At 72.0% G+C, this 19610-nt stretch carries 18 protein-coding genes and 1 riboswitch; of the genes, 9 read left to right on the top strand and 9 right to left on the bottom strand.

From position 1 onward, the window contains the following. Positions 1–2: 2 nt before the first annotated feature. A complete protein-coding gene (thiS, locus tag P2Q00_RS09585) occupies positions 3–203 on the bottom strand; it encodes a sulfur carrier protein ThiS (protein WP_266380722.1) in 201 nt (66 codons plus the stop codon). Continuing rightward, the gene (gene thiO, locus P2Q00_RS09580) at positions 200–1354 is read right to left on the bottom strand and encodes a glycine oxidase ThiO (RefSeq protein ID WP_275771446.1); all 1155 of its coding nucleotides are present in this window, start codon (positions 1352–1354) and stop codon (positions 200–202) included. Before thiO ends, thiS begins: the two co-directional genes overlap by 4 nt. Beyond that, a riboswitch (TPP riboswitch) is annotated at positions 1352–1463 on the bottom strand. It overlaps the preceding gene by 3 nt. A gap of 53 nt (positions 1464–1516) precedes the next feature. Here thiO and P2Q00_RS09575 point away from each other — a divergent pair. The 6 genes from P2Q00_RS09575 to P2Q00_RS09550 all read left to right on the top strand — a co-directional run bounded on the left by P2Q00_RS09575 (position 1517) and on the right by P2Q00_RS09550 (position 6619). Next, positions 1517–1858 (top strand): avidin-fold protein, encoded by a 342-nt coding sequence (locus P2Q00_RS09575; protein WP_275771445.1) that lies wholly within the window; start codon positions 1517–1519, stop codon positions 1856–1858. A 45-nt stretch (positions 1859–1903) separates the two neighbouring features. Next, positions 1904–3145 carry an NAD(P)/FAD-dependent oxidoreductase gene (locus P2Q00_RS09570; RefSeq protein ID WP_275771444.1) on the top strand — a complete coding sequence of 414 codons (1242 nt, stop codon included), beginning with the start codon at positions 1904–1906 and terminating at the stop codon, positions 3143–3145. Between the two features lie 117 nt (positions 3146–3262). Then, on the top strand, positions 3263–3634 hold the full coding sequence (locus tag P2Q00_RS09565) for an Rv2175c family DNA-binding protein (RefSeq protein ID WP_275771441.1): 372 nt from the start codon (positions 3263–3265) through the stop codon (positions 3632–3634). A gap of 161 nt (positions 3635–3795) precedes the next feature. Further along, positions 3796–4452, top strand: coding sequence for a thiamine phosphate synthase (gene thiE / locus P2Q00_RS09560; RefSeq protein ID WP_275771440.1), 657 nt, complete (start codon positions 3796–3798; stop codon positions 4450–4452). A 215-nt stretch (positions 4453–4667) separates the two neighbouring features. Beyond that, a complete protein-coding gene (gene metF, locus P2Q00_RS09555) occupies positions 4668–5591 on the top strand; it encodes a methylenetetrahydrofolate reductase [NAD(P)H] (RefSeq protein WP_275771439.1) in 924 nt (307 codons plus the stop codon). Positions 5592–5647: 56 nt separating this feature from the next. Continuing rightward, positions 5648–6619 (top strand): SCO2102 family sporulation regulator, encoded by a 972-nt coding sequence (locus P2Q00_RS09550; RefSeq protein WP_275771438.1) that lies wholly within the window; start codon positions 5648–5650, stop codon positions 6617–6619. Positions 6620–6640: 21 nt separating this feature from the next. Here the strand turns inward: P2Q00_RS09550 and P2Q00_RS09545 are convergent, their stop codons facing one another. The 4 genes from P2Q00_RS09545 to P2Q00_RS09530 form a co-directional block, all read right to left on the bottom strand. Continuing rightward, positions 6641–8149 carry a phytoene desaturase family protein gene (locus P2Q00_RS09545; protein ID WP_275771437.1) on the bottom strand — a complete coding sequence of 503 codons (1509 nt, stop codon included), beginning with the start codon at positions 8147–8149 and terminating at the stop codon, positions 6641–6643. 483 nt (positions 8150–8632) lie between these two features. Next, on the bottom strand, positions 8633–9268 hold the full coding sequence (locus P2Q00_RS09540) for a TetR/AcrR family transcriptional regulator (protein ID WP_275771435.1): 636 nt from the start codon (positions 9266–9268) through the stop codon (positions 8633–8635). Positions 9269–9315: 47 nt separating this feature from the next. Continuing rightward, complete coding sequence (locus P2Q00_RS09535) at positions 9316–11400, bottom strand: YhgE/Pip domain-containing protein (protein ID WP_275771432.1); 2085 nt, start codon at positions 11398–11400, stop codon at positions 9316–9318. Next, on the bottom strand, positions 11372–12118 hold the full coding sequence (locus P2Q00_RS09530) for an ATP-binding cassette domain-containing protein (protein WP_275771430.1): 747 nt from the start codon (positions 12116–12118) through the stop codon (positions 11372–11374). The genes P2Q00_RS09535 and P2Q00_RS09530 overlap by 29 nt, the downstream gene beginning before the upstream one ends. A gap of 173 nt (positions 12119–12291) precedes the next feature. On the opposite strand from P2Q00_RS09530, the gene P2Q00_RS09525 reads away from it, so the two are divergent. From P2Q00_RS09525 to P2Q00_RS09515, 3 genes are all read left to right on the top strand, one after another. Further along, positions 12292–12858, top strand: coding sequence for an SAV_6107 family HEPN domain-containing protein (locus P2Q00_RS09525; RefSeq protein WP_275771429.1), 567 nt, complete (start codon positions 12292–12294; stop codon positions 12856–12858). A gap of 173 nt (positions 12859–13031) precedes the next feature. Further along, positions 13032–13802 (top strand): class I SAM-dependent methyltransferase, encoded by a 771-nt coding sequence (locus tag P2Q00_RS09520; protein ID WP_275771427.1) that lies wholly within the window; start codon positions 13032–13034, stop codon positions 13800–13802. 277 nt (positions 13803–14079) lie between these two features. Then, positions 14080–14472, top strand: coding sequence for a spore wall synthesis complex protein (locus P2Q00_RS09515; RefSeq protein WP_275771426.1), 393 nt, complete (start codon positions 14080–14082; stop codon positions 14470–14472). Positions 14473–14609: 137 nt separating this feature from the next. On the opposite strand, the gene P2Q00_RS09510 is transcribed toward P2Q00_RS09515, so the two are convergent. The 3 genes from P2Q00_RS09510 to P2Q00_RS09500 are packed head-to-tail and all read right to left on the bottom strand — an operon-like array spanning position 14610 to position 19527. After that, on the bottom strand, positions 14610–17117 hold the full coding sequence (locus P2Q00_RS09510) for a transglutaminase TgpA family protein (RefSeq protein WP_275771425.1): 2508 nt from the start codon (positions 17115–17117) through the stop codon (positions 14610–14612). After that, positions 17114–18487 (bottom strand): DUF58 domain-containing protein, encoded by a 1374-nt coding sequence (locus tag P2Q00_RS09505; protein WP_275771424.1) that lies wholly within the window; start codon positions 18485–18487, stop codon positions 17114–17116. Before P2Q00_RS09505 ends, P2Q00_RS09510 begins: the two co-directional genes overlap by 4 nt. Then, positions 18487–19527, bottom strand: a complete 1041-nt coding sequence (locus tag P2Q00_RS09500) for an AAA family ATPase (RefSeq protein ID WP_275771423.1) — start codon at positions 19525–19527, stop codon at positions 18487–18489. The genes P2Q00_RS09505 and P2Q00_RS09500 overlap by 1 nt, the downstream gene beginning before the upstream one ends. Positions 19528–19610: the final 83 nt, after the last annotated feature.

The raw sequence follows: 19610 nt of genomic DNA, 5'->3' as shown, positions 1-19610 counted from the left end.
GTTCAGCCTCCTTGGACGGCGGTGAGGACCTCGACGCGGTCCCCCTCGGAGAGGGATGTCGACGGCCACTGCGCGCGCGGGACGACGGTTTCGTTCAGGGCGGCGGCCACTCCGGAGGGAGCCGGGGTCAGTGCGCGTACGACGGTGTCCAGAGCCGTGCCGGAAGCGAACTCCCGGGGCTCCCCGTTGACGGAGATGTTCATGCGGGCTGCTCCAGGAGCGCGAAACGCTTGGGGGTGAACGGGCGGGCCTCGTCCGGGAGTTCACCGGTGGCCAGGGCGTGCGCCAGCGCGTCGCCGGTGACCGGGGTGAGCAGCACACCATTGCGGTAGTGCCCGGTGGCCAGCAGCAGACCGGGGAGCTGCGTCGGGCCGAGCAGCGGCGCGTTGTCGGGGGAGCCGGGGCGCAGTCCCGCGCGGGTCTCCGTCAGCGGCAGTTCCGTGATCCCGGGGACCAGCTCGTGCGCGTCGCGCAGCAGCTCGTACACCCCGCCCGCGGTGACCGTCGTGTCCCAGCCCAGCTCCTCACTGGTCGCGCCGATGACCAGCTCGCCGCTCTCGCGCGGCACCAGGTAGACATGGCTGCCGCGCACGACCGCGCGCACGGTACGGCTCAGGAACGGCGCGTACCGCTTCGGCACGGTCAGCCGGAGCACCTGCCCCTTCACCGGCCGCACCGGCGGCAGCACCTCGTCCGGGACGCCCGCGAGCCGCCCGCTGAGGCTGCCGCCGGCCAGCACGACCTGCCCGGCGCCCAGCTCGGTGCCGTCCGCCGTCGTGACTCCGGCCGCCCGGTCCCGTACGACCTGGAAGCGCTCGGCCCACGCCCGGTGGAACACGACTCCGGCCCGTTCGCACGCGGCCACGAGCGCGCGTGCCAGCCGCCGGGGATCGATCTGGTGGTCGCCGTCGACCCTCAGCCCCCCGCGCACGCCCGGCGCGAGCATCGGCTCCAGGCGCCGGCACTCGCGCCCCGACAGCCACTCGGACTCCAGGCCGGACTGCCGCTGCAGCGCGTGCAGTTCGCGCAGATGGGCGCGGTCGTCGGCGTCCAGGGCGACGGCGAGCGTGCCGCACTGCCGGTAGCCGAGGTCATGCCCGGTGAGGTCGGTGAGTTCGGCCGCGAAGTCCGGGTAGCGGCGGGCCGAGGCCAGGTTCAGGCCGAGCAGCGTCTGCTCGCCGTAGTGCAGCTCCGTGACCGCGGCCAGCATCCCGGCGGCCACCTGGGCGGCCCCGCCGCCCGGCTCGGGGTCCACGACGGCCGTGGTGAACCCGCGCTGCGCGGCCCGCCAGGCCGTGACCAGGCCGATGATTCCGCCCCCGATGACGAGGACGTCTGACGTACGTGACGACATGGGCGTCCAGCCCCTCCCTTCGCCGGCATGACCCGGATCAGGTTCGTACGGTCGGAGGCCGCCAGCCTCCCTCTCAGCCCGGTGCGTCCGGGCTCCCGCGAGTGCTTGTACGTTGGCCACCCTAGCCCGACCCTTCGCGCCTCTGTAAGGGAGCCTTCCGCCATGCCCCGCTCGCTGGACGGCCTCGTCCTCGCCCCGGTCGCCGACCAGGCCCCAGGTCAGGTGGGTACGCGCACCCGGTTCGCGTACCACGAGAAGGGCGGCGAGATCTGGGCCGAGTACGCGGGCGGCGACGTCGTGCGCGGCCATCTGGTGGGTACTCGGTCAGGTGACCGACTGGACTTCCGGTATGTCCAGCTGGGGCCCGACGGGACGACGTCCTCGGGACACTGCGTGTCGACGGTGGTGGAGCTGCCGGACGGGCGGGTGCGGCTGGAGGAGACGTGGCAGTGGGAGTCGCAGTCCGGCAGCGGAACGAGTGTTGTGGAGCAGGTCACTGAGTGAGCGCGACGGCTGACTGACAAATAGTCAGTTGTCTATGGTGATCAGGTGAGCGAGCAGAGGCAGGAAACGGGCAGGTCGCCACTGCGGCGCGTGGTCGTCGTCGGCGCGGGCATGGCCGGTGTCCAGACCGCGGTCGCCCTGCGCGAACAGGGCTTCACCGGCACCGTGACGCTGATCGGCGCCGAACCCCACCAGCCGTACGACCGGCCGCCGCTGTCCAAGGCCGTCCTGCTCGGCAAGTCCGAGGGCTCCGCCTTCGACGTCGACTTCGAGGCGCTCGGCATCGAACTGCAGCTGGGGCGCGAGGTGCTCGGCGTCCGCCCCGGCGACCACCAGCTGGACACCGAGACCGGACCCGTGGCGTACGACGTCCTGGTCCTCGCGACCGGCGCCGAACCGATCACGCTGCCTGGCACCGAGGGCGTGCCCGGTGTGCATCTGCTGCGCACCCTGGACGACGCCGAGCGGCTGCGGCCCGTGCTCGCCCGGCAGCACGACATCGTGGTCGTCGGCGCGGGCTGGATCGGCGCGGAGTTCGCCACGGCCGCGCGCGAGGCGGGCTGCGCGGTGACCGTCGTCGAGGCCGCGGACCGGCCGCTCGCGGGCGCGCTGCCCGCCGAGGTCGCCGCGCCGATGGCCGCCTGGTACGCCGATGCCGGAGCCGAGCTGCGTACGCACGCACGCGTGGAGCGCATCGAACCCGGCGAGGTCGTCCTCGACGACGGCTCGCGGCTGCCCGCGGGCGCGGTCGTGGTCGGCATCGGCGCGCGCCCCGCCACGGCCTGGCTGGCCGGCTCCGGCATCGAACTCGGAGCGCACCGCGAGGTCGTCGCCGACACCCACCTGCGCACCTCGGCCCCGGACGTCTACGCCGTCGGCGACTGCGCCTCCTTCCCTTCGGGGAGGTATGGCGAGCGCCTGCTGGTCCACCACTGGGACAACGCACTCCAGGGCCCGCGCACGGTGGCAGCGAACATCATCGGCGAAGCCACCGGCGAGCCCCCCGCGGTCTACGACCCGGTCCCGTACTTCTGGTCCGAGCAGTTCGGCCGCTTCGTCCAGTACGCCGGCCACCACGCCTCCGCCGACACGACCCTGTGGCGCGGCGACCCGTCGGGCCCCGCCTGGTCCGTCTGCTGGCTGCGCGAGAGCCGCCTGGTGGGGCTGCTGGCGGTCGGCAGGCCGAGAGACCTGGCGCAGGGCAGACGGCTGATCGAGGCGGGCACCCCGATGGACCCGGAGCTGCTCGCGGATCCGGCGCGCCCCATGAAGGCGGCCACGGCGTAGCACGCCGGACGGTGGTCACGGCGTAATACGCCGCACGGCGGCCATGGCGTAGTGCAAAACCCCAGGTCGGACGGTTCTGGCTTCCGACTGTCAGTGCGGGATGGCAGGCTTGATGCCGTGACCGAGATTGACGCAAAGATCGATGCTCTCGTCCCCGCCTGGCTCACCCTCCCCGACATCGCAGAGATGCTCGATGTCGAGGTGACGCGTGTGCGGCAGCTGGTCAAGGAGGGCCAGCTCATCGCCGTACGCCGAGGTGAGAACCGCGCGCTGCACGTCCCCGCCGCCTTCATCGACGGGGCCGAGCAGAAGGTCGTCAAGGGCCTGACCGGCACCCTGACGCTCCTTCGGGACGACGGCTTCACCGACGAAGAGATGATCGAGTGGCTCTTCACCCCCGACGACAGCCTGCCCGGCACCCCCGCACAGGCCCTGAGTGAGAATCGCGGCACGGAGGTGAAGCGCCGGGCCCAGGCGCTCGCCGTCTGATCCGAACCGGCTGATCCGAACACCGTCCGGCGTACGGGCCGAGGTCCGCGCAGGCAGGGCCGCGGCCGTGGTTCACTGCGGCCCGCAGCAACCAACGGCCACGGCCGGTCTGCAAGCCCGTACGCCGCCGACAAGGAACGACACCCACGGGGGACCCTCGCATGCCCGACACCGCCACCACCGCACGCGCCCGGCTCGCCGACGCCCGCGTCTACCTCTGCACGGATGCCCGCAGACGCCAGGGCGACCTGCCGGAGTTCCTGGACGCCGTCCTGGCGGGCGGTGTCGACATCGTGCAGCTGCGCGACAAGGGCATGGAGGCCGCCGAGGAGCTGGAGCACCTGAAGGTGTTCGCCGACGCCTGCTCCCGCCACGACAAGCTGCTCGCCGTCAACGACCGTGCGGACGTCGCGCACGCCGCCGGCGCCGACGTACTCCACCTGGGCCAGGGCGACCTCCCGGTCCCCGCGGCCCGCGCGATCCTCGGGGACGGTGTCCTCATGGGCCGCTCGACGCACGCGGAGTCCGAGGCCGCCGCTGCTGCCGTCCAGGAGGGCGTCGACTACTTCTGCACCGGCCCCTGCTGGCCGACCCCCACCAAGCCCGGCCGCCACGCCCCCGGCCTCGATCTGGTCCGGTACACCGCCTCCCTGGGCACCGACCGCCCCTGGTTCGCCATCGGCGGCATCGACCTCGGCAACCTCGACGAGGTGCTCACGGCCGGCGCCCGCCGGGTCGTGGTCGTCCGCGCGATCACCGAGGCGGACGACCCGGGCGCGGCGGCTGCGGAGTTCGCCAAGCGGCTGCGGGGCGCGTAGCGGAAACCCGATCAGGTCCTGCCGTTCGACGGATTGTCCGATGGGCGTCCGATGGATTGTCGGATGGGTGTCAGACGGATTGTCCGATGTGGAGTCCGGCAGGTTGTCCGACGAATGTCGGGCGGGTTGTCCGATAGGTGGACAACAAATCGACAAATCAGGCAAATAACCCGCATCCGGTTGGGGGACCGCCGCCCCCTGACTAACCTGCGGGTATGGCCCTCGGAACCGCATCCACCAGGACGGACCACGCGCGCACTGTGCGTGACATGCTCGCGACCGGCAAGACGACGTTCTCGTTCGAGTTCTGGGCCCCGAAGACGGAGAAGGGCGAACGGAACCTCTGGAACGCGCTCCGCAGGGTCGAGGCCGTGGCCCCCAGCTTCGTCTCCGTGACGTACGGGGCGGGCGGCTCCACGCGCGCGGGCACGGTGAAGGCGACCGAGCAGATCGCCGCCGACACCACGCTCACCCCGGTCGCCCACCTCACCGCGGTCAACCACTCCATCGCCGAGCTGCGCAACATCATCGGCCAGTACGCCGACGCCGGGATCCGCAACATGCTCGCCGTGCGCGGCGACCCGCCCGGCGACCCCATGGGCGACTGGGTGCCGCATCCGAAGGGCCTCGCCTACGCAGCCGAACTCGTCCAGCTCATCAAGGAGTCGGGCGACTTCTGTGTGGGCGTCGCGGCCTTCCCGGAGATGCACCCGCGCTCCGACGACTGGGAGGCGGACGTCACCCACTTCGTCGACAAGTGCCGGGCCGGCGCCGACTACGCCATCACACAGATGTTCTTCCAGCCGGAGTCATATCTTCGGCTGCGTGACCGGGTCGCCGCAGCGGGCTGCGACACCCCCGTCATCCCCGAGGTCATGCCGGTGACCAGCGTGAAGATGCTGGAGCGGTTGCCACAGCTCAGCAATGCCGCCATCCCGTCCGCCCTGAAAGAGCGGATCCTCACAGCAAAAGACGATCCGACCGCTGTACGCTCCATTGGCATCGAATTCGCCACGGAGTTCTGCGCGCGGCTGCTGGCCGAGGGAGTGCCCGGACTGCACTTCATCACGCTCAACAACTCCACGGCGACGCTGGAAATCTACGAAAACCTGGGCTTGCACCACCCCCCGCAGGCCTAGACCGGCCGCACGGGTATACGACACACTGCGTAGCGGCGACTCGGAGAGGGGCGTACATGGGCTGGACGGTCCTCTACATCGCGTTCGGAATTGTCGCGCTGTGGCTGCTGGGCGAGGTGCTGCTGCAGTACAAGGCGCGCCTGCGCTGGCGGCTGCTCGCCTTCGCCGGCTTCCTCGGCGTCGTGGTCGGGGTGCTGATCCCCTCCGTGATCGTCATCGGTCTGGGCGCCGCCGCGTTCGCGGTCGGCCAGACCTACGTCACGCTGTCGTTCCGCCGCGGCTTCGCGTCCGGCTGGGCGGTCAGCCGGACGGGCATCGGGGGCGTCAGCAAGCGCCGCGGCGGCGAACCGGACCACCAGGACCCGACCCTGGAGGTCTCCGACCTCGAACCGGGTGACGGTGGACACGGCGACCAGGGCGCCTACAACCGCGACGGCCTGTCCTACGGCAACGAGGACGACTACGACCGCGACGACGTCTTCACGCCCTCGCGCGCCGGCCAGCCCATGCCCGCCGAGACCACCGCGGTCTACGAGCCGCAGCCCCTGCCCGAGGACACCGGCTCCTACGGCATATACAGCGACTCCGCATACGCCGCCGCCGACCAGTCCTACGCCAACACCGGCCAGGCCCAGGACCAGTACGCGACGGCCGCCCAGGGCGCCGACCAGTCCTACGGGTACGACTACTCCGGCTACAACCAGCAGCAGTACGGCTACGACACCACGGGCCAGCAGCAGTACGCCGCCTACTCCGACCCGTACATCGGCACCCAGACCTACGGCGGCGGCTACGACGCCTACGGTCAGTACGGCCAGCAGGGCTACGGCCAGGACCAGTACGCCACCGGTACCTACGGCAGCGAGACCACCCCGGCCGGCGGGGTGTGGGTCCCGCAGCAGCGCACCGACGAGGCCTACGGCGGCGAACTCCCGCAGGAGCAGCCCTACCCCTACCAGGACAACAGCCAGGGACAGGGGCAAGGGCAGCCGCAGGGGAACGGATACGACGAGCAGTACCGCTTCTGAGGTCCCCTCAGACCGGGGCGCTCACTGAGAACCCCGGAACTCCGGCCCCTCCACGATCAGCCCGGCCACCAGCGCGCCCGACATGCCCGCGTGTGGCAGCCCCCCACCGGGGTGCGACCAGCCGCCGACCGTGAACAGGCCCGGTATTGCCGTGACGTTGGACGGGTGCAGAGCTTCCTCGGCGGATGCAAGCGACGGCGGCGGGACGGCGCCGCCCTCGGCCCCGGTCTCCTGCTCGGTGTGCACGGGGGTGCGGACCTCCCGCCACAGCGTCCGCTCCCGCAGCCCCGGTACCGCGCGCTCGGCGGCGGCGACCATCCGGTCCGCGAAGGCGTCGGCGGCGCCCGGCGCGGCCCAGTCGTACCCCGCCCCGGACGGCACCGTCGCGGTCAGCACCACGGACTCGTGCTTCTCGTCTGGGCGCAGAGCCGGGTCGTCCGGGCGGTCGACCCGGACCGTGGGCCGCTCGGGCGTCCTCCCGGGACCGAACAGGGACAGCTCGTCCGCCGCAGCCGGGGCGTGCACCACCGTGCGGTGCACGGCGTCCGGCTCCCGCGCGCCGCGCAGGGCGAGACACACCACCACCCGGCCCGGGCGCAGGCCCTCGGCGCGGGGCTCGACGTCCTTCGCCCCGTACGGCTCCCGCCCCGGCACGAGGCCGCGCAGCCGCCAAGGGCCCGCACCGACGACCGTGTCCGCCTCCGCAACCGCCCCGTCGGCAAGCTCCACGCCCGCCGCGCGGCCGTCCTTCTCCAGCACCCCGGTGACCTCCGCGCCGAAGACGAACTCGACCTTCCGCGCCAGGCACCGCTCGTACACCGCGCGCGCCAACTCCCGTATGCCGCCCCGCACATACCAGGTGCCGAAGGCATGCTCCATGTACGGCAGCACGGCCGCGCTCGCCGGGGCGGTGGCCGGGTCCACTCCGTGCGCGAGGGCGTAGCTCTCCAGCAGTGCCGCGAGGCGCGGGTCGCGCAGCTCCCAGGCCCCGACCTCGGCGAGCGTGGCGGCGCGGCGGGTGCGCAGCAGCCGCTTGTGCGGCACCGCCGGGTACGGCTCGCGGTCGGCCAGCACTGACCAGTCGGTCCACAGGGGCTCCTCCAGCAGCGGCCGGCGGGTGCGGTCCCAGGCCTCGCGGGCCCGCACCAGGAAGTCGCCCCAGCGGCCGCCCGCGCCCGCCCCGAGCGCCTCTTCCAGGGCGGCGACGACACCCGCGCGTGAGGCGTTCGGCAGCGCGACCCCGGTGCCGTCCGCGAAGACGTGCCTCGAGGACGGGTCGACCTGGACCAGCTCGACGCACGCCTCCAGCGGCCCCTTGCCGGTCTTGATGAACAGGTCGCGCCAGACCGCGGGCAGCGTCAGCAGCCCGGGGCCGGTGTCAAAGCCGAACCCGTCCCGCTCGAAGCGGCGCACCGCTCCGCCGTACGTCTGAGCACGCTCGTACACCGTCACCCGGTGGCCCGCGACGGCCAGCCGGGCGGCGGCCGCCATCGCGCCCATCCCGGCGCCGATCACCGCAATCCGTCCCATGCCTGCGACTTTAGAGCCTGGGTCTGACAGTCACGGCACGGGCGGTCCGCCGGACGAACCTCCAGGCCCCCGGTCCGGGGGGAGTACGGACACGGACGCGATCGTGACCAGTCGGCAACGGGGCGTTCTGGGCCTGAGTGCGGAGGTCTGAGTATCCGTACCTAGTGGGTGAGATGAGTACGCGCGCGGATGGGGCTCGACCTGCGCGAACGAGAGAGTGGAGACACGGAAAGGGGCACGGCTCCGGCACCGGCGACACGGGGCGCCGGAACGGAGCCGCCCCGGATCCGCTCCTTCCGCCGGCCGAGGTCGGCGGGAGCGAGGCACGGGGGAACCCGGGGGAACGACCGAAACGGGGGCCCAACGGGGGAAAACCGGGGGAGCACAACGGGGGAGCACGAGGAAGCGCCGGTTCGAGGCGGCCCGCGGGGGACGCGGCCACATCGGACCGGCGCTTTTCGTATGTGCTCGGCTCCCGTGTGGTCAGTTCCCGCTGCGACCGCTGACGCGTCCCTGGAGCAGCCGGGACAGCGCCGCGTGGACGTCGTCCAGGGAGCGCTCCGGCTGGAAGGACTGCCAGTCCAGGGCGGCCACCAGGACCATGCCGACCAGCGCCGACGCCGTCAGCGGTACATCGATCTCGTCGCTGAACTCGCCGCCCGCCACGCCCTCGCGCAGCACGTCCTCGACGACCGCGACCGCCTGCTGCCTGACCACCATCAGCGTGGACTGCCAGGTCCTGTTGGTGCGCCACAGCTCGGCCACGTACAGCTGCGTGAAGGCCGGATAGCGTTCGATGAAGACGAGACCGGCCCGGATCATCGCGTCCAGGGCGTCCACCTTGCTGCCGCCGTCCCTGGCCGTCCGCTCGGCCGCCTCCCGCAGGGAGGCGGCGAGGAGCCCCACGCCATGCCGCAGCAGTTCCTCGAAGAGGACCGACTTGCTCGCGAAGTTGTAGTAGACCGTGCCCTTCGCGACCCCGGCCCGTTCCGCGATCTCGTCCACCGTGGTGGCGGAGAAGCCCTGCTCGGCGATGAGCGTGACGGCCGCCTCGTAGAGCTTCTGCCGGGTGGCCTCGCGCCGGGTGCTGACACCCGACGTGGCGCTGCTGCTTTCCATGGTCCTGATTGTCACAGGAGCCGCGCCCGCAGATGTCACCTGCGGGCTCACAGGCTCAGCTCCGGGTGCAGCCGGTCCAGGGTCCACACCTGCCGGCGGCGGGCCGACAGCGCGGTGAGGGCGAGGGCTCCCGCGGTGAACGCGACGAGCACCACGCACGCGTGCCAGACAGGTCCCAGTCCGCCGCCCGTGATGAGCCTCCTCAGGGCCTCCACGATGTAGCTCATCGGCAGGAAGGGGTGGATCGCGTTGAAGAAGCCCGGACTGGTCTGCACCGGGTACGTGCCGCCCGCGGACGTCAACTGCAGCATCAACAGGGCGAGTACGAGGATCCGGCCCGCCGCCCCGAAGCGCGCGTTCAGCCACTGCACGATCGCCCCGAAGCACGCCGTCACCAGGAACAGGAAGCCGACCGTTCCGGCCGCCCGGGTCATCTGCAGGCCGATCGCCCAGTGCAGCACCGACATCAGGGACACCGTCTGCAGTACGCCGATCGCGACCACCGGGAGCCAGCCCGCCAGGGCGATCCGCCACGCCGGGGCGCCCGTGGCGAGCGCGCGCCGGTTCATCGGCGGGATCAGCATGTACGCCACCATCGCGCCCACCCACAGCGACAGCGGGATGAAGTACGGGGCGAACCCGGTGCCGTAGTTGGGCGCCTTGTGCAGGTCCTTGGAGACCAGCTTGACGGGGTCGGCCATCACGTCCGTGCGCTGGTCGCGATCCTGCTTGTCGTAGTCGGGGATCTTTCCGGCGCCGTCGTGCAGCCCGCCCGCGAGTTTCCCGGAGCCGTCCACGAGCTTGTACATGCCGCCATTGAGGTTTTCGGCGCCGGTCTTGAGCTTGCCCACGCCCTCGTCCAGGTCTCCGACGCTGCTCTTGGCCGTACCGAGCCCCTGGTGCAGCTTCTGGGCGCCGGCGGCGACCTTCCCGGCACCCTCGTTCAGCTTGTTGATCTTGGAGACGGCGTCGTGGAGGTCTTCGGACAGGTGCGGTGCCCGGTCGGCGAGCGCCTGGGCCTGCGTCTGGAGGGTGGCCAGGTTCTTGTCGAGCTTCTTCAGGTCGCCGTGCTGGTCGCCGATCAGGGTGTTCAGGTCGTCGGCGATGGTCGCCACGTCGGCGGCCGCGGTCTTCGCCTTCTTCAGGTCGGAGCAGGCCGGGTCCGGCAGTACGGCGTTCTCACAGCGCGCCCTGTAGACGTCGTTCAGCGCGTCGGACGCCGCGTGGGCGCCCTTGGCGGCGACCGGAGCCGTCCTCACCAGGGTGTCGAGGTTGTCGCGGATCGCCTTCGAGGAGTGGGCGACCAGCCGGGCGGTGTCCCCGATGGTCTTCTCGTTGTCCTTCAGGAACGGGCCCGCCTTCTTGTCGATCCCGTTGACCTTGTCGGCGAGCGTCTGCATGCCCGCCGCGAACTGCTTCGAGCCGTCCTCCAGGTCGCCCGCGCCCGAGTCGAGCTTCGTCAGGCCCCCGGACAGCTTGCCGCTGCCGTCCTTGGCGTCCTTCAGGCCGTCGGCGAGGTCCTTGGAGCCCTGCTCCGCCCTCCCGATGCCGCCGTTGAGCTTGTCGACGCCGTTGGCCGCCTTCACCGTCGCGCCGTGGATGTCGGAGAACGAGATGAAGATCTTGTCCAGGAAGGACCGCGACGCCTTGGTGGACGCGGCCCGGCGCACCTCGCTGAACACCGTCCGGGAGATCTGCCCGACGATGTAGTTGTTCGCGTCGTTCGTACGCACCTGGAGCGCGCCGGTCTCCGGGGAGCTGCCCGCGCTGGACGCGACCCGCTTGCTGAAGTCCGCCGGCATGGTCAGCGACAGGTAGTAGGTGCCGTCCTCCACGCCCGCGCGTGCCTCGTCGGCACTCACCTCGTGCCAGTCGAAGGTGTCGCTCTCGCGCAGCCTCTCGGTGATCGCCTCCCCTGCGGCCATCTTCTTCCCGTCGGCCGTCGCCCCCTTGTCCTCGTTGACGAGCGCCACGGGGATACGGTCCAGACGGCCGTACGGGTCCCAGAACGACCACAGGTACAGGGCGCCGTACAGCAGCGGCAGCACCAGCAGCGCCACCATGGCGGCTCGCGGCAGCTTGCCCCTGCCAAAGCGCCTGAGCTCAAGCGCGGCCAGTTTCGGCGAACGCATCGGCCTTCTCCTTCCCTGTGACGGCTACGGGCTTCTCCGTGGTGGTCACGACGACGGTGTCCTCGGGGGCCTCGCTGCAGACCGCCACGACGGTGGTCCCGGCCTCGGCGATCGACCTCAACAGCGCCCAGACCTCGCCCCGTTCGGCGTCCGAGAGCTTCAGGTCGGTGTCGTCGACGGCGAGCAGCCGGGGCCGTCCGAGCAGGGCGAGCGCGATGGACAGCCGCAGCGCCTCCAGCCGCTCCAGATCGCGTACGGCCGTGCGGGAACCCTTGGGCAGGGCCTCCCGGTCCAGCCCGGCGGCGGCCAGCGCGGTGTCGATGCGCAGCTTCGCCTCGGCCGTGCGCTCGCTGCGCGGCCGCAGCAGCCCGCGCAGCGAGTCGCCGAACCGCCGCTGCAGCAGTGCCCGTTCGAGCAGATGCTCGCCCACGGTCAGGGCCGGCTCGAGGTCGGTGACCCCGGCGACATGCGCGAGCCCGCTGACCCGCCGTACGGCCGGCATCTGCTTGGGCAGCTTCCACTCGCCCACTGCGGCCGCTCCCTCGGTGGGCTTCATCCGCCCCGTGAGCGCAAGCAGCAGGCAGGTGCGGCCGGACCCGGACGGTCCCTCGATCGCGATCAGCGAGCCGGGCTCCGCGTCGAACGTGACGTCGCGGAAGGCCCAGCCGCGAGGGCCCCTGAGTCCGAGGCCGCGGGCCGTGACACCGATTCCGGGCACGGTTCCCCCCCATCCCCTGAAATTGAACTGACTGGTCAGTGCAAAAACTATCCCGAACCTTCGATCGAAGCAAAAGCGCAGGTCGGAACGGATTGTCAGTGGCATACCGCACGATGGGCACATACGGCATCCCGTATCAGGGCATGCCGTCAGCAGACGACAGGAGGTTCGTCATGGCCAGCTATCACGCAGCAGCCGCCCGCCGGCGCCGCGCCACCGGCCCTGCCCCCTCACTGACCGGCCCGGCTAGCGACGTCCACCCGGTGCTCCGCCGGACCACCGCCCCGCCCGCCGCCCTCGACCTGCTCGCCCAGGCCCGCGCCGGACTCGACGAGGCAGCCGTCCTCGAAACCCCCAACGAGCGCTACGCCACCGCCCACCTCGCCGCCCTGCGCACGGCCGCCGCCGTGCTCGCCGCGCGAGGCCGCCCGGAGCCGTCGTCCCGACGCCGGGCCCGCATCAGGAGCGCCTGGGAAGTGCTCCCCGAAATCGCGCCCGAACTGACCGAGTGGAGCGCGCTGTTCGCCTCCGGGGCCCGGCGCCGCGCCCGGGCCGAGGCAGGTATCCAGGGCGCGGCCAGCCGCCGGGACGCCGACGACCTGATACGCGACGTGGCGATGTTCCTGCGCCTCGTCGAGCGGATGCTCGTCCTCCAGCCGGTCCTCCCGCAGCCACGCCAGGACACCGACCATCCGCAGGCCGGCGCGGAGAGCGACCGCGACTTCCCGGACACGGGGTGAGCGAGTCCGCCGTACGAGACGTTCGGCGGGTGCGCCTCCGCAGTGACCAGGTGGGGCAGTGGAGGCAATAGGGTGGAAGGCGCCTGCAGCCTTCCCTCCCGTACCCCGGCCGGGGAGGCACCCCGTTCGCTCCGCCGTGCCATGGGCGGTGCCGCGCCGAGGAGTCAACTGCCGTGTCGGACCCGAGCCGCCCCCGCGCCTCCCTCCGTACCGCCGTGGTCTGGGAGGTCCTCCAGGACGCCCTCGAACGCCGGGTGAAGGCCACCGGCCGGGAGTCGCTGGACGTTCTCGACACCGGGGGCGGCAGCGGCAAGTTCGCGGTGCCCCTCGCCGGCCTCGGCCACAAGGTCACCGTCGTCGACCCCAGCCCCAACGCGCTGTTCGCGCTGGAGCGGCGCACCGCCGAGGCCGGCGTCGCCGACCGTGTGAAGGGCGTCCAGGGCGACGCCCACGGCCTCTTCGACGTGGTCGAGCGCGGCGGCTACGACGTGGTGCTGTGCCACGGCGTTCTGGAGTACGTCGACGACCCGGCCGAGGGCGTGCGCAACGCCGTGGCCGCCCTGCGGTCCGAGGGCGTCCTCAGCGTGCTCGCCGCGGGCCTCGGCGGCGCCGTGCTCGCGCGCGCCCTCGCCGGCCACTTCAAGGAGGCGAGGCAGGCCCTGAACGACCCGAACGGCCGCTGGGGCGCGGGCGACCCCGTGCCGCGCCGCTTCACCGCCCAACAGCTCACCGGGCTGGTCGAGGGCGCGGGCCTGAGGGTCGGCGCCGTGCACGGCGTGCGGGTCTTCGCCGACCTCGTCCCGGGCGTCCTCGTGGACACCGAGCCCGGCGCCCTGGAGGCGCTGCTGAAGCTGGAGGAGGCGGCGGCCGAACTTCCCGCCTTCCACTCCGTGGCGACCCAGCTCCATGTGCTCGGCGAGACGCAGGGTGCCACCGAGGCCTGAGCCGCCTGCTGCGGTGCGGCGCTGATCAGGGACTTGGCCGCACATGGAGTACGCCACAGGCCCCCCGATCGGGCGTTCAGCGCCGTATGATCGAGGGAGACCGCCCGGCATGACGGGTCGGCTGCTGGGGAATGCAAGCTTCAGCGAGCCGGCACGTCCATGGCGGATTCCGGTTGGCCAATTGGCGTAGAGGGGCGGGTTTCACGGGGGCGATTCCCTGCCTATCCTGAAGGGACCCCCCGGGTCGCCCCGGCGACTGCACGATGAGGAGGACTCCGTGCCGCTCTCGGAGCACGAGCAGCGCATGCTCGAGCAGATGGAGCGAGCGCTGTACGCCGAAGATCCCAAGTTCGCGACAGCGCTTGAGGGAAGCGGGCTGCGTACGTACACCCGGCGACGGGTCTACCAGGCGGTCGCGGGCTTCCTCGTGGGTATCGCGCTCCTCATGGCTGGAATGGTGGCCAAGCAGGTCTGGCTCAGCGTGGTGGGCTTCCTGGTCATGCTGGGGTGTGCCGTGCTCGCCGTGACCGGCTGGCGCAAGGCCCCCAAGCCGGGCGAACAGCCCGCGGCCGGTGCGCCGCAAGCGCGCCGTCAGGGACGCCAGAAGCGCTCCATGATGGACCGCATCGAGCAGCGCTGGCAGCGCCGCCGGGACGAGCAGGGCCACTAGCTCCGCTCCCACAGTTCGGCTCCCACAGCTCAGACAGTTCCTCTCAGACGTAGGTGAGGGGGTGACCACCCGCCGGGTGGTCACCCCCTCACACATGCCCCGAAGACCGGACCGGCGTGGCCGGCCGCTCTGCGCCGTCAGCCGCCGCTCTGCTGCCCGGACGGGCGTCGCACCAGCGTCGACCAGCGGTCGGCACAGCGGGCCTTGAAGGCCGTCCAGCGGTCCGTGAGGTCCCAGACCGCGCGGATGGCCGACCGGGGCGCCACGACCGCCCGCACCCGGGTGGTCCAGCTGACCTTGGACCGCAGCGCCATCCGCAGCCTGCGCACATCGTCGGCCAGCCCGGGCACGTCCCGCGGCTGAGGTGCGAACAGCACCTGCTCCACCGCACTCGCCACCCGGTGCACCGACTCGGCCGTCGCCGGGTCCAGCTGCCCCAGCCGCACTATTCGCGCGGCCGCCTTCCGCGGGGTCAGTGCGTCGTCCGGCGCGATGCCGTAGTCCCAGGCCGTGTCGGTGAGTTCGCGCCAGACGGCCAGGACATGGCCCGCGGCCACCTCCGCGGCGTACCGCGCATCCGCCTCGACCGGCAGGGCCGTCACGTCGACGTCGCCGGTGGCCCCCGCGTCCGCAGCCTGCCTCTTGCGGCCTTCCAGAGCCGGTGCCTGGCGGGAGACGGTGTGCTGGGCCGAGGCCAGCCGCACCGAGCGTCGGCGCAGGCGCCACAGCATGGGCAGCAGCGGCACGGCGACCGCCAGCAGCCCCAGCAGGGCCCATCCGGCGATCTTGTACCAGGGGAGACCGCCGTCGCCCGGCTTGGCCGTGTCCAGCGGGAGCGCGCCGGCGCACGCCTGGAGCTTCTTGTCCTGTGCCGAGCAGCTGGTGCTCGCCGACGGCGCCGCCGACGCGGACGAGCCCGCCGACTGCGAGGACCGCGGCACGTCGGGGAGAGTGTTGCCCGGTGTGTCCGTCTGCGTGTACGAGGGGGTCACGCCCCGGTTCGGGGTCGGCTCGAAGCGGGTCCAGCCCACACCCTCGAAGTACAGCTCGGGCCAGGCGTGCGCGTCCTTCAGCCCCACCGACACCGAGCCGTCGGCCTGCGGCGTACCCGGGGCGAAGCCCACCGCGACCCGGGCCGGTATGCCCAGGCTGCGGGCCATCGCCGCCATCGCGAAGGAGAAGTGGACGCAGAAGCCCTGCTTGTCCTTGAGGAACTTGGCGATCGCCTGCGGGCCGCTGCCGACCTGCACCTGGGTGCTGTACTGGAAGCCGCCGTTCAGAGCGAAGTAGTCCTGGAGCTTGACCGCCTGCTCGTAGTGGCTGGTCGCACCGTCGGTGACCTTGCGGGCGGTCCTGGCCACCACCGCGGGCACCGAGTCCGGCAGCTTGGTGTAGTCGCGCTTCAGGGACGCGGGCGGCTCCGGAGCCTCGGCGAGCTGCTCCGCCGTCGGCTGCACATCGAGGCTCTTGACCAGATAGGTCTTCCCGCGGGTGGTCTCGCCGTGGTCGCCGACCAGCGTCATGCCCACCGGCTCGTAGCGCCATTTTCCGCCGACGTCCACGCCGCTGGGCGGGTACGGCATCGGCAGCCAGTCCTGGGCGTACCAGTCGGCGGCCGAGATACGCGTCTCGATCTCCGCCCGCTTGATGTCCCCACCGAGGCCGCTCGGGGTCGGGAACTTGTCCGGTACGCCACCGACGTGCCGCTTGGCTGGTTTCCAGGTGCTGCCGTCGAAGTCGTCCAGGGACACGATCCGCAGATACAGGTTGGAGATGTCGTTGCTGTTGGTCTTCAGGGACATGACCTGGCGGTCCTGGTCCACGTTCAGACTGTCGCGCAGGGACACGAGCGGGTTCACCGCTGAGATCGTGCCCCCGCTGCCGTTGCCGCCGCCCACGCCCGTCCCGGCGGCGTCCAGCAGGCCGCCGTTCATCGCGGGCAGGGCGATCGGCACCACCAGGGCGACGCCCAGCGCGACCACCCCGATCCGGCGCCCGGTGCGGACCGGCGCCACCGCGCCGGGCTCCCCGCCCGGGCCGCGCGCCGCCCCGCCGAAGACCCGGCCCCACTGCGAGAGCCGCTCGCGCCCCTCGGCCAGGAGCAGCATCAGATAGCCGCCCGCGGCCACCAGGAACCACAGCCAGTCGGCCCCGCCGTCGGACAGCCCCGCGGCCACGGAGTACAGCGCGAGCAGCGGCAGTCCGGCCGGAGCCGCGCTGCGGAAGGTCACCGCGAGGGTGTCCACCGCGAGGCCGATCAGCAGGACCCCGCCGAGGATCATCAGCCGGATGCCGCTGGACTCCAGGGGTGCCGGGATCGCATACCGCGCGATGTCGTCGCTCCCCTGCTGCAGCAGGTCGGCGAAGTGCCGGAAGGCCTCAGGGCCGGGAACGATCCCGATGAGGGCCTGCTGCCGGGCGAAGACCAGGGTCAGCATCAGCAGCGTGACCAGTGCCTGCGCCGCCACCGTCAGCGGCCGCGCCAGCGGCACCCGCCGGGTCGCCGCACCCACGCCCGTCTGCACGCCGAGCATGACGGCCACCTGCAGGATCCAGGTCGCCGGCGAGACCAGGGGCAGCAGGGAGCACGACGCCATCAGCGTGGCCGCCCAGGCGCACAGCGCCAGTCGTGCCCGCCCGCTCATGAGCCCGCCCCCTCACCGTTCGTCCCGCTCGTCGCGGCGAGACCCGTGCGCTCGCGGTCCGCCTGACGCCACAACTCGGGCAGAGATGCGGCCCGTGGCACCTTCAGGGCCGTCCAGCCCGCCTCCCGCAGCATCCGCAGCTGTTCCTCGCTCCTGTCCAACGGACCGGGCACATCGCTGAGTTCCCGCACCCAGGCGCTGCTGTCCAGCAGGAAGGCGACCGCGCCTCCGCTGCGCTGCCGCATCCTGGCGACCACCGCCGCCTGCTCCTCGTCGAGGTCGCCGAAGAAGGCCACCAGCAGCCCTTCGTTCCCGCCGCGCAGCACGTCGTACGCCCTCGACAGGCCCGCGCCGTCCGAGTGGTCGACCACCGCGAGGGTGTCCATCATCAGCCCGGCCGCGTCCGCCGACTCCTGGCTCGCGCCGGCGAACCCGTCGGCGCCCTCGCCGGGCACCGAGTTGCCGGTGTCGGTCAACAGCCTTACGGAGAAGCCCCGTTCGAGCATGTGCACCAGGACGGACGCCGTGCCCGAGACCGCCCACTCGAAGGCCGAGTCGGGGCCCGCGCCCTGGAACGCGAGGCCCCGGGTGTCGAGCAGCACCGTGCAGCGGGCGCGCTGGGGCTGCTCCTCGCGGCGCACCATCAGCTCGCCGTAGCGGGCAGTGAGACGCCAGTGGACGCGGCGCAGGTCGTCGCCGTAGCGATAGCCGCGCGGGATCACGTCGTCCTCGCCGGCCAGGGCGAGCGAGCGCTGCCGCCCGTCTCCGTACCCCTTCGACTCCCCGCTCAGGCGCACCGGCGGCAGCGCCTCCACGCGCGGGATCACCGTCAGGGTGTCGTACGAGGAGAAGGACCGGGTCAGTTCGCACATGCCGAACGGGTCGGTCAGGCGCAGCTGCAGCGGGCCCAGCGGATAGCGCCCGCGCAGGTCGGAGCGGACCCGGTAGGACACCTCGCGGCGGCCGCCCGGCTCCACCCGGTCCAGTACGAAGCGGGGGCGCGGGCCGAGCACGTAGGGCACCCGGTCCTGGAGCATCAGCAGGCCCGTGGGCAGCCGCGAGACGTTGTCCATCCGCAGATGGACGCGGGCCTCGCTGCCGGCGGGCACGCGCGCGGGGGAGAGGCGGCGGCTGCCGGCCACCCGGTAGCGCGTGCGGTAGAGGAACAGCGTGCAGATCAGGGGCAGTGCGGCCAGCAGCAGGCCGACCCGCAGCAGATCGCTCTGGCCCAGGACGTAGGAGCAGATGGCGGCCGCGATGCCGGCGGCCAGGAAGGAGCGTCCGCGGGTGGTCAGGCCCGCCAGGGCGGTACGGACGCCGCCCTTCTCGCTGTGGCCGGTGTCCGGGTGCCCCGTCCCCCCGGAGGTCATCACAGCCTCCGCGGCGGCTGCTGGGGGTACGCGGGCGTGCCGTGGCCGAGACCGCCGAAGCCGCTCTGCTGCTGGGGCGCCGCGGGCACCGGGGTGCGCTGCAGGATCTCCTGCACGACCTGCTCCGCCGTACGGCGGTTGAGCTGGGCCTGCGCGGTGGGCAGCAGGCGGTGCGCCAGTACGGCGACGGCGAGCGCCTGCACGTCGTCCGGCAGGGCGTACTCCCGGCCGCTCAGGGCGGCGGACGCCTTTGCCGCGCGCAGCAGGTGCAGCGTCGCGCGCGGAGAGGCACCGAGTCTGAGGTCGGGGTGGTTGCGGGTGGCGGAGACCAGGTCCACCGCGTACCGCCGGACCGTTTCGGCGACGTGGACGCCGCGGACGGCCTCGATCAGCTTCACGATGTCGTGCGCGTGCGCCACCGGCTGCAGGTCCTCCAGCGGGGACACGCCACCGTGCACGTCGAGCATCTGCAGCTCGGCCTCCACGCTGGGGTAGCCCACCGAGACCCGGGCCATGAAGCGGTCGCGCTGGGCCTCGGGCAGCGGGTAGGTGCCCTCCATCTCGACCGGGTTCTGCGTGGCCACCACCATGAAGGGGCTGGGCAGCTCATAGGTCTGCCCGTCGATGGTGACCTGGCGCTCCTCCATCGACTCCAGCAGCGCGGACTGTGTCTTCGGCGAGGCGCGGTTGATCTCGTCGCCGATCACGATCTGCGCGAAGATCGCGCCCGGTTTGAACTCGAAGTCCCGGCGCTGCTGGTCCCAGATGGACACACCCGTGATGTCCGAGGGCAGCAGGTCGGGCGTGAACTGGATACGCCGCACCGAACAGTCGATGGACTTCGCCAGTGTCTTGGCGAGCATGGTCTTGCCCACGCCTGGCACATCCTCGATCAGAAGATGTCCCTCGGCGAGCAGTACGGTCAGCGAAAGCCGCACGACCTCGGGCTTGCCCTCGATCACTCCTTCCACCGAACTGCGGACCCTCTCCACAGTGGCAGTCAGATCTGTAAGGCTCGCTCGATCGTCATAGGTCGTCACCCGGCCCTCCTCGGCCCGTTCTTTCTCCGGGCCGTCGCACTCTGCGATGCGGACCGGCCCACCCCGAAACACGGACACCACGC

The sequence above is a fragment of the Streptomyces coacervatus genome (assembly GCF_029223485.1).
Taxonomy (GTDB): Bacteria; Actinomycetota; Actinomycetes; order Streptomycetales; family Streptomycetaceae; genus Streptomyces; species Streptomyces coacervatus.
The sequence above is the reverse complement of the archived record's forward strand: the minus strand, read 5'-3'. Positions and strand labels throughout refer to the sequence as shown.